Annotated in this window: 15 protein-coding genes; 7 read left to right on the forward strand and 8 right to left on the reverse strand. The window is 72.9% G+C overall.

What is annotated here, in order from left to right; all coding sequences use genetic code 11:
- Positions 1 to 8 precede the first annotated feature (8 nt).
- The 3 genes from FB388_RS10580 (at position 9) to katG (ending at position 4,193) form a co-directional block, all read left to right on the forward strand.
- The gene (locus tag FB388_RS10580) at positions 9 to 410 is read left to right on the forward strand and encodes a cytochrome c oxidase subunit 4 (protein WP_142099879.1); all 402 of its coding nucleotides are present in this window, start codon (positions 9 to 11) and stop codon (positions 408 to 410) included.
- 10 nt (positions 411 to 420) lie between these two features.
- Positions 421 to 1,875: a purine-cytosine permease family protein gene (locus FB388_RS10585; RefSeq protein WP_142099881.1), complete on the forward strand. Its 1,455-nt coding sequence runs from the start codon at positions 421 to 423 to the stop codon at positions 1,873 to 1,875.
- A 71-nt stretch (positions 1,876 to 1,946) separates the two neighbouring features.
- On the forward strand, positions 1,947 to 4,193 hold the full coding sequence (katG, locus tag FB388_RS10590; RefSeq protein WP_142099883.1) for a catalase/peroxidase HPI: 2,247 nt from the start codon (positions 1,947 to 1,949) through the stop codon (positions 4,191 to 4,193).
- Here the strand turns inward: katG and bioB are convergent.
- The 5 genes from bioB to FB388_RS10615 form a co-directional block, all read right to left on the reverse strand.
- Positions 4,183 to 5,244 carry a biotin synthase BioB gene (bioB, locus tag FB388_RS10595; protein ID WP_142099885.1) on the reverse strand — a complete coding sequence of 354 codons (1,062 nt, stop codon included), beginning with the start codon at positions 5,242 to 5,244 and terminating at the stop codon, positions 4,183 to 4,185. The genes katG and bioB overlap by 11 nt on opposite strands.
- A gap of 43 nt (positions 5,245 to 5,287) precedes the next feature.
- Positions 5,288 to 6,445 carry an acyl-CoA dehydrogenase family protein gene (locus FB388_RS10600; protein ID WP_142099887.1) on the reverse strand — a complete coding sequence of 386 codons (1,158 nt, stop codon included), beginning with the start codon at positions 6,443 to 6,445 and terminating at the stop codon, positions 5,288 to 5,290.
- A 31-nt stretch (positions 6,446 to 6,476) separates the two neighbouring features.
- Positions 6,477 to 8,246 carry a CocE/NonD family hydrolase gene (locus tag FB388_RS10605; RefSeq protein WP_142099889.1) on the reverse strand — a complete coding sequence of 590 codons (1,770 nt, stop codon included), beginning with the start codon at positions 8,244 to 8,246 and terminating at the stop codon, positions 6,477 to 6,479.
- Positions 8,247 to 8,321: 75 nt separating this feature from the next.
- Positions 8,322 to 8,624 carry an ArsR/SmtB family transcription factor gene (locus tag FB388_RS10610; RefSeq protein WP_170225554.1) on the reverse strand — a complete coding sequence of 101 codons (303 nt, stop codon included), beginning with the start codon at positions 8,622 to 8,624 and terminating at the stop codon, positions 8,322 to 8,324.
- Between the two features lie 20 nt (positions 8,625 to 8,644).
- On the reverse strand, positions 8,645 to 9,307 hold the full coding sequence (locus FB388_RS10615; protein ID WP_142099891.1) for an O-methyltransferase: 663 nt from the start codon (positions 9,305 to 9,307) through the stop codon (positions 8,645 to 8,647).
- A 98-nt stretch (positions 9,308 to 9,405) separates the two neighbouring features.
- Here FB388_RS10615 and FB388_RS10620 point away from each other — a divergent pair, with 98 nt between their 5' ends.
- A complete protein-coding gene (locus tag FB388_RS10620; protein ID WP_142099893.1) occupies positions 9,406 to 10,701 on the forward strand; it encodes a sensor histidine kinase in 1,296 nt (431 codons plus the stop codon).
- A 164-nt stretch (positions 10,702 to 10,865) separates the two neighbouring features.
- Positions 10,866 to 11,507, forward strand: a complete 642-nt coding sequence (locus FB388_RS10625) for a response regulator transcription factor (protein WP_142099895.1) — start codon at positions 10,866 to 10,868, stop codon at positions 11,505 to 11,507.
- A gap of 12 nt (positions 11,508 to 11,519) precedes the next feature.
- On the opposite strand, the gene FB388_RS10630 is transcribed toward FB388_RS10625, so the two are convergent.
- Positions 11,520 to 12,104 (reverse strand): TetR-like C-terminal domain-containing protein, encoded by a 585-nt coding sequence (locus FB388_RS10630; protein WP_142099897.1) that lies wholly within the window; start codon positions 12,102 to 12,104, stop codon positions 11,520 to 11,522.
- A gap of 45 nt (positions 12,105 to 12,149) precedes the next feature.
- Here FB388_RS10630 and FB388_RS10635 point away from each other — a divergent pair, with 45 nt between their 5' ends.
- Positions 12,150 to 13,031, forward strand: coding sequence for a Vgb family protein (locus tag FB388_RS10635; RefSeq protein WP_142099899.1), 882 nt, complete (start codon positions 12,150 to 12,152; stop codon positions 13,029 to 13,031).
- 55 nt (positions 13,032 to 13,086) lie between these two features.
- Positions 13,087 to 13,707 carry a LysE family translocator gene (locus FB388_RS10640; protein WP_142099901.1) on the forward strand — a complete coding sequence of 207 codons (621 nt, stop codon included), beginning with the start codon at positions 13,087 to 13,089 and terminating at the stop codon, positions 13,705 to 13,707.
- Positions 13,708 to 13,717: 10 nt separating this feature from the next.
- Here FB388_RS10640 and FB388_RS10645 read toward each other — a convergent pair whose 3' ends face one another.
- Positions 13,718 to 14,611: a serine hydrolase gene (locus FB388_RS10645; RefSeq protein ID WP_142099903.1), complete on the reverse strand. Its 894-nt coding sequence runs from the start codon at positions 14,609 to 14,611 to the stop codon at positions 13,718 to 13,720.
- Positions 14,608 to 15,438 carry a LysR family transcriptional regulator gene (locus FB388_RS10650; RefSeq protein WP_142099905.1) on the reverse strand — a complete coding sequence of 277 codons (831 nt, stop codon included), beginning with the start codon at positions 15,436 to 15,438 and terminating at the stop codon, positions 14,608 to 14,610. The genes FB388_RS10645 and FB388_RS10650 overlap by 4 nt, the downstream gene beginning before the upstream one ends.
- Between the last annotated feature and the right edge of the window lie 87 nt (positions 15,439 to 15,525).

Consider the following 15,525-nt stretch of genomic DNA (forward strand, 5'->3'; position numbering starts at 1 on the left):
GGCACGCCATGAAGGTCGAATCGCGCATCTTCGCGATCATCACCGCGTTCTTCTTCCTCGCGGCGATCGTCTACACCGTGCTGTCCCACGAGCCCGTCGGCATCGCGGCGCTGTTCCTCACCGGTGGCCTCTCGCTGATCATCTGGACGTACTTCGCGTTCGTCGCGCGCAGGCTCGAGCAGCCGCGCCCGGAGGACGAGCCGGAGGCCGAGGTGTCCGACGGCGCCGGTGACGTGGGCTTCTTCTCCCCGGGCAGCTACTGGCCGGTCGGGGTGGCCGCGGCCACCGCGCTCTGCGGGGTCGCGCTCGCCTTCTGGCACGTGTGGCTGCTGGTGATCGGCGGCGTGCTGCTGCTGCTCGCCGTCGGCGGGCTGGTCTTCGAGTACCACATCCGGCCCGCGGAGCACTAACCTTCCCGCTGTGGCCGAAGGTCAGCAGTCGGCGCTCCGCGTCGAGGAGAACGGCATCAACGTCATCTCCGACGCGGAGCGGCACGGCCGGCCGAGCCAGCTGTTCTGGCCCTGGTTCGCCGCGAACGTCTCGGTGCTCGGGCTGAGCTACGGGGCGTTCGCGCTCGGTTTCGGGATCTCGTTCGCGCAGGCGCTGGTGGCCGGGATCGTCGGCATCGTGTTCTCGTTCCTGCTCGTCGGGTTCGTCGCGATCGCCGGCAAGCGCGGCTCCGCCCCGACGATGGTGATGAGCCGGGCGGCGTTCGGCGTGCGGGGCAACCGGCTGCCGTCGGCGATCTCCTGGCTGCTGACGGTGGGGTGGGAGACCGTCCTCACCACGCTCGCGACGCTCGCAACGGCCACCGTCTTCTCCCGGCTCGGCTGGGGTGGGGGCACCGGCACGCTGCTGGTGGCACTGGTCGTGGTGGCCGCGCTCACCGTCGCGGCAGGCGTGCTCGGCTTCCAGCTGATCATGCGCCTGCAGACCGTGATCACGGTCGTCACCGCGGTGCTCACCGTCGTCTACATCCTGCTCGTCGTCGACGACGTCGACTTCGCGGCCGTGGCCGCGTTGCCGAGCGGGTCGGCCCAGGCGGTCGTCGGCGCGCTGGTGATGCTCATGACCGGGTTCGGCCTGGGCTGGGTGAACGCCGCCGCCGACTACTCCCGCTACCTGCCGCGCAGCGCGTCCGGGCGTGGCGTGGTGGTCTGGACGACGGTCGGGTCGGCCCTCGCGCCGCTGCTGCTCTTCGCGTTCGGGCTGCTGCTCGCCGGCTCGTCCGCCGAGCTGTCGGAGGGGATCGCCGCCGATCCGATCGGTGCGCTCACCACCGCGCTGCCCACGTGGTTCCTCGTTCCGTTCGCGCTGGTGGCGGTGCTCGGCCTGGTCGGCGGCGCGGTGCTGGACATCTACTCGTCCGGCCTCGCGATGCTCGCCATGGGCGTGCGCGTGCCGCGCTACGTCGCCGCGCTGATCGACGGGATCATCATGATCCTGGGCACGGTCTACGTGGTCTTCTTCGGTGGGGAGTTCCTCGGCCAGTTCCAGGGATTCCTGATCACGCTCGGCGTGCCGGTGGCGGCCTGGTGCGGCGTGATGCTCGCCGACATCGCGCTGCGGCGCGGCGACTACGACGAGGCCGCCCTCTTCGACCCCGCCGGGCGCTACGGCGACGTGCGGCCGTTCCCGATCGCCGTGGTGGTCGGCTGCACGCTGCTCGGATGGGGCTTGGTCGTCAACAGCTCGGCGACCTGGCTGGCCTGGCAGGGCTACCTCCTCGGCCCGCTCGGGGGCCGGGAGGGGCCGTGGGCGTACGCGAACCTCGGCGTGCTGGTGGCGCTGGTGCTCGCGTTCGTCGCCACGCTGGTCGGCACCCGGTCGGCGGTGCGCGCGCAGGAGGCGCGGACCTGGCCGATAGGTGCGTGACGGAGCCCGGAAACAGTACCTACTGTGGCGGGTACCGGCCTGTGACGTAGAGGCAAAGGCGGTTCGCCACGATGACGGACGTACACCGGAGCCCGGACGCCGTTGACGAGAGGAGCGGGGGCGGGCTCGGCCTCCCCACCCCGGTCGCGCCCCGCAGACCCCCGCAACGGCCCACGAGCAACCGCGACTGGTGGCCCGACCAGCTCGACCTGAGCATCCTGCGGAAGCACCCGGCCGCCGCGAACCCCATGGGCGAGGACTTCGACTACGCCGCGGAGTTCCTGACGCTCGACCTCGATGCCCTGGCGAGGGACGTCGACGAGGTGCTGACCACGTCCCAGGACTGGTGGCCCGCCGACTTCGGCCACTACGGCCCGCTCGTGGTCCGGATGGTGTGGCACTGCGCAGGCACGTACCGGGTCGGCGACGGCCGGGGCGGCGCGTGCGCCGGCATGCAGCGGTTCGCGCCGCTCAACAGCTGGCCGGACAACCGCAACCTCGACAAGGCCCGCCGGCTGCTCTGGCCGGTGAAGGAGAAGTACGGCCGCAAGATCTCGTGGGCCGATCTGATGATCTTCGCGGGGAACCGGGCCCTGGAGTCGATGGGCCTGCGGACCTTCGGTTTCGGCGGCGGGCGGGAGGACGTCTGGGAGCCCGACGACGACGTGTACTGGGGCCCCGAGCGCGCCTGGCTCGGCGATGAGCGCCACACCGGCGTCCGGGAGCTGACGGGCCCGCTGGCCGCCGACCAGATGGGGCTCATCTACGTCAACCCGGAGGGCCCGAACACCGTCCCCGACCCGATCACGTCGGCCCGCGACATCCGCGAGACGTTCCGGCGCATGGGGTTCGACGACGAGGAGACCGTCGCACTGATCGCAGGCGGCCACACCTTCGGCAAGACCCACGGCGCGGCCGACCCGGAGAAGCACCTCGGGCCCGAACCCGAGGGCGCCCCGCTCGAGGAGCAGGGGCTGGGCTGGCGGTGCGGCCACGGCACCGGGAAGGGGCCGGACACCGTCACCAGCGGGCTCGAGGGGACGTGGACCCCCACCCCGACCCGGTGGGACGACAGCTTCTTCCGCACCCTGTTCGACTACGAGTGGGACGTGGCGCTGAGCCCCGCCGGACTGTGGCAGTGGATTCCGCGAGGCGGCGCAGGGGCGGGCACCGTGCCGGACGCGCACGACCCGTCGAAGTCGCACGCCCCGACGATCCTGACCACGGACCTCGCGCTGCGGCTCGACCCGGTCTACGGGCCCATCGCGCGCCGGTTCCACGAGGACCCGGACCTGCTGGCGGACGCGTTCGCCCGGGTCTGGTTCAAGCTGACGCACCTCGACATGGGACCGATCCAGCGCTACCTGGGCCCGCTGGTGCCACAGGAGACGCTGATCTGGCAGGACCCGGTCCCCGCCGTCGACCACGAACTGGTGGACGCCGAGGACGTCGCCGCGCTCAAGCGGGAGATCCTCGGCTCCGGCTTGTCGGTCTCCCAGCTGGTGTCCACGGCGTGGGCTTCGGCCTCGACCTTCCGCTCCAGCGACAAGCGCGGCGGGGCCAACGGGGCCCGCATCCGCCTGCAACCGCAGCGCGGCTGGGAGGTCAACGACCCGGACGACCTGACCCACGTGCTGAACACCCTCGAAGGGATCCAGGAGTCGTTCGGCAAGCGGATCTCGCTGGCCGATCTGATCGTGCTCGGCGGGTGCGCTGCCGTGGAGCAGGCGGCGGGGGAAGCGGGTCACGACGTCGAGGTGCCCTTCGTCCCGGGGCGCACCGACGCGACCCAGGACCAGACGGACGTGGAGTGGTTCGCCCCGCTGGAACCGCGCGCGGACGGGTTCCGCAACTACCGCGGCAAGGGCGACCGGCTCCCGTCGGAGTTCCTGCTGGTCGACCGCGCCAACCTGCTGGGCCTGAGCCCACCCGAGATGACCGTCCTCGTCGGAGGCCTGCGCGTGCTGGGGGCGACCCACCGCCGGTCCCCGCTCGGCGTGCTCACCACGACACCGGGGGCGCTGACCAACGACTTCTTCGTGAACCTGCTCGACATGCGCACCACGTGGAAGCCGACGGCCAAGGGCGCCGAGACGTACGAGGGCCGGGACCGCGCGACCGGCGAGGTCAGGTGGACGGCCAGCCGCGTCGACCTGGTGTTCGGCTCGAACTCCGAGCTGCGGGCCATCGCCGAGGTCTACGCGAGCCGGGACGCGCGGGAGAGGTTCGTGCGCGACTTCGTGGCCGCGTGGGACAAGGTGATGAACCTGGACCGCTACGACATCGTGCGCGACATCAAGAGCGACATCAGGCGTTAGCGGGGAGATCGGTGCCCGCGCCCCGGCGTCGCACCACCACGAGGTCGTGACGGGCGTCCGGCAGGGTCTGCTCGTCGAGGCCCTCGATCGTGAACCCGGCGTCGGCGATCATCTGCCGGTCGTCGGCGCCCGGCTGACCCTCGCTGGTGAGGTAGTCGCCGAGGAAGATCGAGTTGGCGAGGTGCAGCGCGAGCGGCTGCAGGCTGCGCAGGTGGATCTCCCGGCCGCCGGCGAGCCGGACCTCGACGTCGGGGAACACGAACCGGAACACCGCGAGGATCCGCAGGCAGCGTTCGGGGGTGAGCTCCCAGCGACCCTGGAGCGGGGTGCCGGCGAACGGGATCAGGAAGTTGACCGGCACCGAGTCCGGGTCGAGGTCGCGCAGCGCGAAGGCGAGGTCGAGCACGTCCTCGTCGGACTCGCCCATCCCGAAGATCGCGCCGGAGCAGGGGGAGAGGCCGGCAGCAGCCGCCCGCTCCACCGTGTCGACGCGGTCGGCGAACGTGTGGGTGGAGCAGATGTCGCGGTAGCGGGCCTCGCTGGTGTTGAGGTTGTGGCTGTAGGCGTGCGCGCCCGCGGCCAGCAGCCGGTCGGCCTGGCCGTCGGAGAGCAGGCCGAGGCACACGCACACCTCGACGTCGGGCTGGTCGGCCTTGATCGCGTCGATCGTGCGTTCCACGCGGGTGATGTCGCGCTCGCCCGGCCCGCGGCCGCTCGCGACCAGGCACACGCGCTTGGCGCCCGCTCGTACCGCGCGGTCGGCGATGCTCGCCGCCTCGTCGGGCGCGACCCACGAGTACTTGAGGACGTCCGCCTCGGATCCCAGCCGCTGCGAGCAGTAGCCGCAGTCCTCGGGACACATCCCGCTCTTGAGGTTGATGATCGTGTTGAGCTTGACCCGGCGGCCGAAGAACTCCCGCCGCACGCGGAAACCCGCGGCGACGACGTCGAGCAGCTCGTCGCCGCCGGCGAGCACCCGCAGGGCCGCGTCGCGGGGGATGGGCTCGCGAGCGAGTGCCCTGCGGGTGAGGTCCTCGAGGAAGTCGGCCATGTCCAGCACCTTGGTCAACTTCCGGGCTCGCGGCAAGGTCCGTTCAGGCACGGGCGGCGTCGCCGAGCGCCTGCCGCGCGATGATCACCTGCTGGATCTGGCTCGTGCCCTCGTAGATCCGGAACAGCCGCGCGTCGCGGTAGAACCGCTCGACCGCCACGCCGCGGATGTAGCCGGCGCCGCCGTGCACCTGCACCGCGCGGTCGGCGACCCGGCCCACCATCTCGCTCGCGAAGTACTTGGCGACCGACGGGCCCTGCACCTTGTCGGTGCCTGCGTCGTACGCCCGCGCGACGTCGAGGACGAGCGAGCGGCCGGCCATGTGGTCGGTCACCGAGTCGGCGATCAGGCCCTGCACCAGCTGGAACGACGCGATCAGCCGGCCACCCTGCTCGCGGGTCCGCGCGAACTCGACCGACTCGTGGACGAGGCGTCCCGCCATCCCGACGCACAGCGCCGCGATGTGCGCGCGGCCGTGGGCAAGGCACCTGGCCGCCGTCTGGAAGCCGCGGTCCACGCCGTCGGCCCCGCCGACGAGTGCCTCGGCCGGCACCCGCACGTCGTCGAGGTACACGTCGGCGGTCCAGGCGCCGAACTGGCCCATCTTGTGGTCCCGCGGCCCTACCGTGAGCCCTTTCGTGCCGGCGGGGACGAGGAACGTGGAGATGCCCCGGTTGCCGGCGGCGTCCGGGTTGGTGCGGGCGAACACCATGATCACGTCCGCGATCGGCGCGTTGGTGATGTAGCGCTTCGAGCCGTTCAGCACCCAGTCGGAACCGTCCCGGCGGGCGGTGGTGGCCAGCCCGGCCGGGTCGGAACCGGCGTCGGCCTCCGTCAGCCCGAACGACGCCGTGACCTCGCCAGAGGCGAGCCGCGGCAGCCACCCCTGCTTCTGGTCCTCCGTGCCGCCGACCAGCAGCACCTGCCCCGCGATGCCGTTGTTGGTGCCGAAGAGCGACCGCAGCGCGGGCGTGGTCCAGCCCAGCTCGAACGCGAGCTGCGCCTCCTCGGTGAGCGTCATGCCGAGCCCGCCGTACTCCTGCGGGATCGCGAAGCCGTACAGGCCCATCTCCTTGCACGTGGCGATCACGCGCTCCGGGATCGCATCCTCGGCGTCGATCTGCTCCTCGATCGGCACGACCTCCTTGCGGACGAAGTCGCGCACCGCGGACAGGATGTCGGCGAGGTCGGAGGGCTCCATGGGGGGAACTTACCCGCGGTAGGCCGGCGCATCATCCCGTTCGTAGGACGGGAAGGTCCAGGTGCGTGGACCCGCCCAGCGTGAGGGTGAAGGTCTCGCCCGGCGAGCCGTAGTAGGAGAAACAGGAGGCGTCGTTGCCGGCGATCGCGATCCGGAGCCCGTGGCCGGCACGGAGCAACGCGGACACCGGCAGGAGCTCGACGACCAGGTCGAGGTCCTCCCCGGGTTCGACCGGGAGACGGTCGGCGCGTGCGAAGCTGCGCGGTACGCCCAGACCCGTGGGCTCGGGCGGGCCGGCCGTCGCGCGCTGGAGGAACCGCAGGCAGCCCTCGGTCAGGTAGGTAACCGAACCGTCGGGACCGACGTCCTCCAGGTAGACGTAGACCACGCCGTCGGTGCCGTTCGTCGCCATGCGGAGCGTCATCACCGGGAAGCCGAGAACGTGGAGGTCGGCCGGGAGGGGTGCGGAGGTGAAGGTGAGCACCGTCTCGTCGGAGCCCCGCCGGTCCGGGTAGGCCGCGCCCCGGCCGATCTCGCCGGCGAGCCATCGGTTGGTGGGACCGGTCGACGAGCCGGGATCGACGGCGTACCGGACCGACGACCCGTACCCCGCGTCGTCCGCCAGCTCGCCGGCCGGACCCGGGTACAGCCGGCGTACTTCGAGGTTGTCGGGCGGCCATGAGTCCACGGTCCGCCACTGACCCGTGCCGAGCGTGCTGTACGTCAGCGTGCCGCCTCCCGCAGGCGGCGCCGAGTCCGCTTCGAGGTATCGCGCGAAGAACTCCACCAGGCGGCGGTCCTGGCCCTCCAGGGTGGCGAGATCACTTCCGTCGTGCGGACCGGCGGGCAGCAGGGGGTCGGCGTACGTGCGGCCGCCGTGTCCCCACGGCCCGATCTCGACGGTCTGGTGGTTGGGCAGGGTGGCGAAGCGGGTCAGAGCGCCGGCGACGAAGGCGCCGTCGACCCAGCCGACCCGCACGAACAGGGGGACACCGGTCGAGGCGATCGCCTCGTACGCGGCGGCCGGTGTGGTGACCGCCCAGTCGAGCCCTTCCACCCGGTCGTCGTGGAACGGCACCTGGTCCATCAGCTCGTGCACGTCGGTGTTCGACTGGTGCTCCGCGACCGCCTCGGCCAGCAGGGCCCGCCCGTCCGGGCCGTCGACCGGTTTGACCGGCGTCGGACGTTCGATCGCCTCCGCGGGCAGGCCCTGCATCTCGGCCAGTCGCTCGCGAGCCCCGATCACGCCGTCCTTCAGCCGGCTCTCGCACATCCACCGTGCGAAGCGGCCGGCAGTGGCGGCTCCGCCCGGGTAGAAGAGCTGCCGATATGGGTCGTTCGGGCTGAACAACGCTGCGACGGCAGCCACGTGCGGGTTGCGGAGCCGCGCGACGAGCTCGGCGGCCTGGCCTTCGTAGGACGTGCCGTGGACACCGACCCGGCCGTTCGACCACGGCCACTTCGCCACCCAGTCGACCAGCTCCCCGAAGTCGGCGATCTCGCGTTCACCGAGCTCGCCGGCCCGCATCCCGAACGACGCGCCCGTGCCGCGCGCGTCGGCCACGACGAACGCGAACCCGGCGGCGTTCCACAGCTCGGCCTCCGCCCGGTTGGAATCGAACTCGGGACCGGCGCGAGCCGGCTCCTGCGCGCGGTGGTAGCGGGTGGTCCGGACAACCGCACCGACCGCCTCGCCGGCCGCGACCCGCTCGACCGGCAACCAGACGTCGACAGCGAGCCGTACGCCATCGCCGACCGGGACGTACACGGACTGCAGCCGCCGGTTCGGGTCGAGGACCATGGCCGCGATCCTGGCATCGCGTTCCGCCGAACCGGCAGCGATTATCCGGCGGCTGCTATCCGATCGACGTCGTTCTCACCATCCACCGGCGAGCTGCCCCTTCGCCGCCGCGATCCGCTCCTCGTCGCGGCGGTAGAAGACCCACTGCTTGATCCTCCTGCCGTGGATCAGCCCGGCCCGGCTGAGGACCTTCAGGTGCTCGCCGCACGTGGGCTGGCTGACCCCGAGCTTCTCGGCGATGAACAGGGAGCACACGCCGTCGCGGACCAGGTCGCCGTCGCGCTGGGGCGGGAAGTGCGCCTCCGGGTCGCGCAGCCAGTCCAGGATCTGCAGGCGCTTGTCGTTGGCGAGCGCCTTCACCAGATCCACGTCGAGCACGAAGGCATTATGGCAAACGACTAAGCGTCTTGTCGGACGAGCGCGAGGAGGAAGCCGTCGTAGCCCTTGCTCCCCACCGTCTGGACGACGGTGGCGTCGACACGCGGCTCCTGCGCGATCACCTCGGCCACCTCCCGCGTGCCGCGGACGTCCGGGTCGGAGTTGTAGGTGTCGGCGACCCGACCGCCACGCACCACGTTGTCCACCACGATCATCGTGCCGGGCCGCGACAGGCGTAGGGCGTGCCGGAAGTACTCCGCGTTCGACTGCTTGTCGGCGTCGATGAAGACCAGGTCGAACGGCCCGTCGAGGGTGGGGAGGGTGTCGATCGCGGGCCCGACCCGCACGTCGACGACGCCGCCGAGCCCGGCGCGGGCGACGTTCTCGCGGGCCACCTCGGCGTGGGCCGGGTTGATCTCGCACGTCACGAGCTCGCCGTCGGCCGGGAGCGCGCGGGCGAGCCAGATCGTCGAGTAGCCGCCGAGCGTGCCGATCTCGAGGATCCGGCGGGCGCCGACCGTGCGGGCGAGCAGGTGCAGCAGCTTGCCCTGCGCCGGGCTGACGTCGATCGCAGGCAGCCCGGCGAGTGCGTTCGCCTCCTGCGCCGCGTCGAGCACCGGATCGGGCCCGAGCAGCTGCCCGGTGAAGTACTCGTCGACCCTTTCCCAGGTCTGCCTCTCCATGGTGATCAGCCTATGCGCGCCCGAGTTCGGGTTCGCCCTACCCTCAGCGGGAGGCGCACCGGCTGGGTTGCGTCGCGAGGGGGGACGAGAGTCGCGGTATGACCGAATACGTGCCCGTCACCGGGCCCATGACCGCCTCGCAGCGGTTCTGGCGGGGTCTCGGCTACCTGCTCGGTGGCCTCCCGCTCGCCATCGTCGCGTTCGTGATCGCGGTCGCGGGGTTCGCCGCCGGGGTCGGCACGATCGTGGTGTGGCTCGGGCTGCCGATCCTCGCCGGCACGTTGCGGGCCTCGCGCGGGCTGGCGGGCGTCGAGCGGCGGGGTGCCGAGTGGGCCACGGGCCGCCCGCTGCCGCCGCACCACTACCGCGAGACGCGCGGCCGGGGCATCGGCCGCCTGTTCAGCATGCTCGCCGACCCGCAGTCCTGGCGCGACCTCCTGCACGCCGTGGTGGCCTTCCCGGTGCGGCTCGCGATGTTCGTCATCGCCGTGGTCTGGACGGTCGGGGGGCTCGGCTCGGTGCTGTACGTCACGTGGGAGTGGTCGCTCCCCCGAGGAGACGGCGACGGTGGCCTGTTCTGGCTGATCTTCGGCTACCAGTTCCGGCTGGGCGAGATCGTGCTCAACACGGCGCTCGGCGTGATCATGGTGGCGACGGCACCGCTGGTGATCCGCGGGCTGGTCGCCGCCCGGGCGGGCCTGGCGCGTGGCCTGCTCACCAACCAGACCGCCGCTCTGCGCGCCCGCGCCGCCCAGCTGGAGTCCAGCAGGCGCGCCGCCGTGCAGGCCGAGGCGCAGACCCTGCGCCGGCTCGAGCGCGACATCCACGACGGCCCGCAGCAGCGGCTCGTCCGGTTGAACATGGACCTCGAGGCGGTCGCCCGGCGCCTCGACGACAACCCCGACAAGGCGCGCCCGCTGGTGGCGGAGGCCCTGACGCAGAGCCGCGAGGCCCTCGACGAGCTGCGCGCCCTCTCCCGCGGCATCGCGCCGCCGATCCTCGCCGACCGCGGCCTCGGCCCCGCCCTCGCCGCCGCCGCCGCGCGCTGCCCGGTGGAGGTCTCCCTCGACGTCGCGCTCCCGCACGGGCAGCGCCTCGCGGCCGCCGTCGAGAACACCGCGTACTTCGTGGTCACCGAGGCGCTCACGAACGTCGCGAAGCACGCCAACGCCTCCCTCGTGACGGTGATGGTCAGCGCCGACGGCAGCCGCGTGCTGGTGCAGGTGCGCGACAACGGTCGCGGCGGCGCCCACCTCGGGAAGGGCCACGGCCTCGCCGGGCTCGCCGACCGCCTCGCCACCGTCGAGGGTGTGCTGGACGTGGTGAGCCCGCCCGGCGGACCCACCGTGCTGACCGCCGAGATCCCGCTGCGCGGGGTGGGGGATGATCGGTAGTGTTCCCCACCCGAGGTCCGGTGCCTGCGTCGGCGGATCCAGCTTTCCGCTGGGTGTGCCGGCGGGCCGGCCTCGTACCGGGCGTACTCGGTCGGTTCGCCGGTGCGCCCAGCGGGGAGCTGGGCCGTCGAGGCAGGTGCCGGACTTCGGGTGGGGGACACTAAATGCGTGTGGTGCTCGCCGAGGACTCGCTCCTGCTCAGGGAGGGGCTCGTCCGCCTCCTCGACGAGGCAGGGGCCACCGTGGTGGCCGCCGTCGGCGACGGCGAGAGCCTGGTGACGGCCGTGCAGGAGCACAAGCCCGACGTCGCCGTCGTCGACGTGCGGATGCCCCCGTCGTTCACCGACGAGGGCCTGCGCGCGGCACTGGAAGTTCGCCGCACGGTGCCCGGCACGGCGATCCTGGTCCTCTCGCAGTACGTCGAGGAGTCCTACGCCTCCGACCTGCTCACCGCGGGCGGGGGCGTCGGCTACCTGCTGAAGGACCGGGTCTCCAAGCTCGCCGATCTCTCCGACGCGCTGCAGCGGGTGGTCGACGGCGGCACCGTCCTCGACCCGGAGGTCGTCTCGGCCCTGTTCGCACACCGCCGACGCCGCGACCCCCTCGCCGAGCTCTCCCCGCGCGAGCGCGAAGTGATGGCGCTCATGGCGGAGGGGCGCACCAACACCGCCATCGGCCGCGCACTGGTGATCAGCCAGGGAGCGGTGGAGAAGCACATCTCGTCGATCTTCACCAAGCTCGCCCTACCGCCGTCGGGCGACGACCACCGCCGCGTCATGGCGGTGCTGACCTGGCTGGGCGTCTAGCGCTCAGGGGCATCAGGTGTAGACACCCGTCGCGGCGGCGCGGGCGGCGTCCGTGGCGCATCGGACGGCGAGCGCGTCGTCGACGGTGCCGCCCAGCAGCAGGATCTCGTGGTACAGCGGGGCGGTGGCGGCCACGAGCAGGCGTCGGGCGTCGGTGTCTGCCGGCGCCTCGCCGCGGGCCACGGCCCGGGCGACGACCACCTCGCAGCGGCGGTACCGGTCGTCGAGGAACTCGCGCAGGGCGGCGGCGGCCGCGGGGGAGCGGTACGAGGCGATGATCAGCGCCCGGCTCAGTGAACGCTCCCCGGCCAGGTGCTCGACGACGTCCCGGTTGAGCGCGACGAGGTCGGCGGCGAGCGAGCCGTGGTCGGCAGGCTGCCAGTCGTCCTCCCGGCCGGCGGCCAGCGCGTCGGCGAGGAGGCCGCCGACGTCGTGCCACCGCCGGTACACCGTGGCCCGGTGCACGCCCGACCGCTCCGCCACCCCGTCGACCGTGAGCCCGTCGACACCGTGGTCGAGCAGTTCGGCCTCGACGGCGGCCAGTACCGCGGTCCGGGTGCGAGCGGTGCGGCCCCCGGGCCGGCGCGCGATCGACATGCCTCTATCCTCCTATTGCGACATCAGTCGCGTCTAGGAGGTCTGATGCTCATTCGAACCCCGGTCGGTGAAGCCGGCGCCGGCCCGTACGCCGTTGCCGTCGATGCCGCGGGCGATGCCTGGGTCACGCTCGTGCACTCCGGCCAGGTCGCTCGCCTGCCATCCGACGGCCCGGCCGAGCTGCACGACCTCGGGAACCCGGCCTCCCGGCCGTCGCTGCTCGCGGTCGGACCGGACGGGGCCGTGTGGGTCACCCGGGGCGGCGACGACCGCATCGACCGCCTCGGCGGGGCGGGACGCAGCTTCCCCGTCAGCGGCGGGCCGTTCGGGATCGCCGTCGCGCCTGATGGCGCCGTCTGGTTCACGGCCACCGGCGCGGACGCCGTCGGCCGGCTCGCTCCGGACGGGGAGGTCGCGCTCACGCCGGTGCCCGGTGACAGCGGCATGCCCGCGATGGTCACAGCGGGGCCGGACGGCGCGATGTGGTTCACCCTCAACCGGGGCGCCGCGCTCGGCCGCGTCGACGCCTCGGGCGAGATCACCGTCCACCCCCTCCCGGATCCCGGGTGCGGCCCCGTGGGGATCGCGGCAGACCGCGACGCGCTGTGGTTCGCCGAGATCGGCGCCGGGCGCGTCGGGCGGCTCGTCCCGGGGGAGCCGTTGCAGGAGTTCGACCTGCCGGACCGGGGCGCTCGCCCGCACGCCGTCGCACCGGACGGCGAAGGCGGCTGCTGGGTCACGCTGTGGGCCGCGAGCGCCCTGGCCCACCTCGACGTGGACGGCGCCGTGACCGCCGTGCACGACCTCGGAGCGGGGAGCGAGCCGCACGGCGTGGCCGTTGCTCCCGACGGCGCGGTGCTCGTCGCCCTCGAAAGCGGCGAGGTCGTCACCGTGCGCGGGAAAGGCATTCATAGAGCATGTGAATGAGTATCCGCTGATTTTGACATTGGATTAATTCGTCGGCCGCCGCCATGCTCGCTTCATGACGACATTCGCGGTCGCGGCCCTGTTGCTGATCATGATGCCGGGCCCGGACCAGGCCTTGATCACCGGCAACTCGCTGCGCGGCGGCCGCCGGGGCGGGTTGCTGACCATGCTCGGCGGCGTGCTGGGCGTGGCGGTGCACGCCGCAGGTGCCGCGCTCGGGCTGTCGGCGCTGCTGATCGCGTCGGCAACGGCGTTCACCGCGCTGAAGATCGTCGGTGCGGTGTACCTGCTGTGGCTCGCCGTGCAGATGCTGCGGTCGGCGAGGCGAACCAGCCGCGAGCCGGACGACGCCGCGGTGGTCGCGGTGCCGCAGCGGTGGACGGCCTACGTGCGGCAGGGCTTCCTGTCGAACGCGCTCAACGTGAAGGTGGCGCTGTTCTTCGTCACCTTCCTGCCGCAGTTCCTCTCCGTCGACAGCGCCTCGCCGCGGGTCGAGGCCTTGCTGCTGTCCGCGATCTTCGCGGTGCTCTTCGTGGCCTGGTTCGGCCTGTACGTCGCCGTGGTCGACCGGCTCGGCCGCTGGTTGCGGCGCCCGCGCGTGAAGGCGCGCATCGAGCAGTTCACCGGGCTGGTGCTGGCCACCGTCGCCGTCCGGCTCGCCACGGCCGCCCACTGATGCCTTGCTCTCACAGGCGGCCGGAGCGCAGCTCCGTGACCGCGAGGCGAGCGGCCTGGCCGATCACGGCGTCGGCCCGGGGCAGCAGCTCCTCGGCGCGGGCGGCGCGGGTGAACACCGCGACCGCGACCGGGCGCTCGCCGTCGAACTGCACCACGCCCACCTCGTTGCGGACCGCGGCCAGGGTGCCGGTCTTGCCGGCCACCCGCACCCCGACCGGGGGGAAGCCCGAGCGCAGCCGGTGCTGCCATGCCTGCGCGCCGAGCAGTTCCCGGGCGAACCGGCACCGTTCGGGCGAGGCCGCGCGGTCGGACCAGACGGCGGCGAGCAGGCGGGTCATCTCGCGCGGGGTCGTGGCGCTGGCGAGCACGGCGTCGTACGCACGAACGGCCGGTGCGGCGTCGTTGCTGGTCAGTGCGCGGAACGCGGCGGCGGTGTCGGCGGTGGCGGTGTCGGTCACGAGGCTGCGGTGGACGTCGGCCGTGCCGCCGAGCACGCGCGTGCGCTCCAGCCCGAGGTCGCTCAGGGTCTCGTTCACGTGCGCGAGGCCGACGCGCCGGAGCAGGACGTCGGCCGCGGTGTTGTCCGACACGCTGATCATCGAGCAGGCGAGGTCGCGCCACGACATCGTCACGGGGTCGCGCAGTACGGACAGGCCGGTGGGGCCGGCCGTGTGCTCGGCCGGGTGGACGGTGACCCGCTCGCGCGGGTCGATCTCACCGGCGTCCACGCGCCGGCAGAACGCGACGAGCAACGGCAGCTTGTAGACCGACGCCATCACGGCCGGCTCGTCCGGGTCCACCCCGACCTCGCGGGTCGGCCCGTCGATCGGTGCGGCGTGCAGCCGGCCCTGGACGCCTGCGTCGGCGAACGTGCGGCGGATCTCCCGCTCCAGCCCCGTCACGGCAGGACGTCCAGCACGGCGTCGAGGACGGCGGGCCTCGGACCCCGCCACGCCACGCGCAGCCGTAGCGGCAGCGGCTCACCTGCGATCTCGCGCCGGACGACGCCGGGCGCGTCGAGATCCGGTTCGGCGGTGAGCGCGAACGCCCGCCCGGCGGCGACGAGCGCCAGTGCGGCGCGGTCGTCCGGAGCGCCCAGCGGGGTGGTGACGAGCCCGCGCTGTTCCAGCGTGTCGAGCAGGAGGTCGTGCGCCGCCGGTGCGTGGGCCCGCGGGGGAGCGGCGAGCGCCAGCCCACGCAGCGACCGCAGGACCACGGGACCCGGCGCCGGGTGGCCGGCCGGGAGGAGCAGCGTGGTGGCGAGGTGGTGGACCGGCCCGCTCTGCAGCGAGCCGAGGAGCGCGGGGTGCAGCACGACGGCGAGGTCGAGCCGGCCCGCCGAGAGCGCGTCGAGGAGCTCGGTGGACGGCGCGGTGACGATCTCCGGCGGGTTGCTGCACGCGGTGACGAGCGCGGCGAGCGTCCGGATCGGGAGCTGCGGCACGGCGCCGATCCGGACCGGCGCCGAGCCGTGCGCGCTCGCCGCTCGGCGCAGGTCCTCGGCTCCCTCCAGGAGGGCTCTGGCCCGCGGGAGGAGGTCGCGGCCTGCTGCGTTGAGCCGGGCGCCGCGGGAGCTGCGGTCGACCAGCACCACGCCGAGCGACCGCTCCAGCCGCTGCAGCCCCTGCGAGAGCGGGGGCTGCGCGATCCCGAGCCGGGCGGCGGCGTGCCCGAAGTGCTCCTCCTCGGCGATCGTGACGAAGAACTCCAGGTGCCGGAGGAGATCCACGGCGAGACGGTAGCAGCGGCGATAGCCGATCCATATCGCGCCCCGCGTGTCGTCATATTTGCGCTATCGCTCGGCCGTTGCTTGCCT

Source organism: Pseudonocardia cypriaca (genome assembly GCF_006717045.1).
GTDB lineage: Bacteria > Actinomycetota > Actinomycetes > Mycobacteriales > Pseudonocardiaceae > Pseudonocardia > Pseudonocardia cypriaca.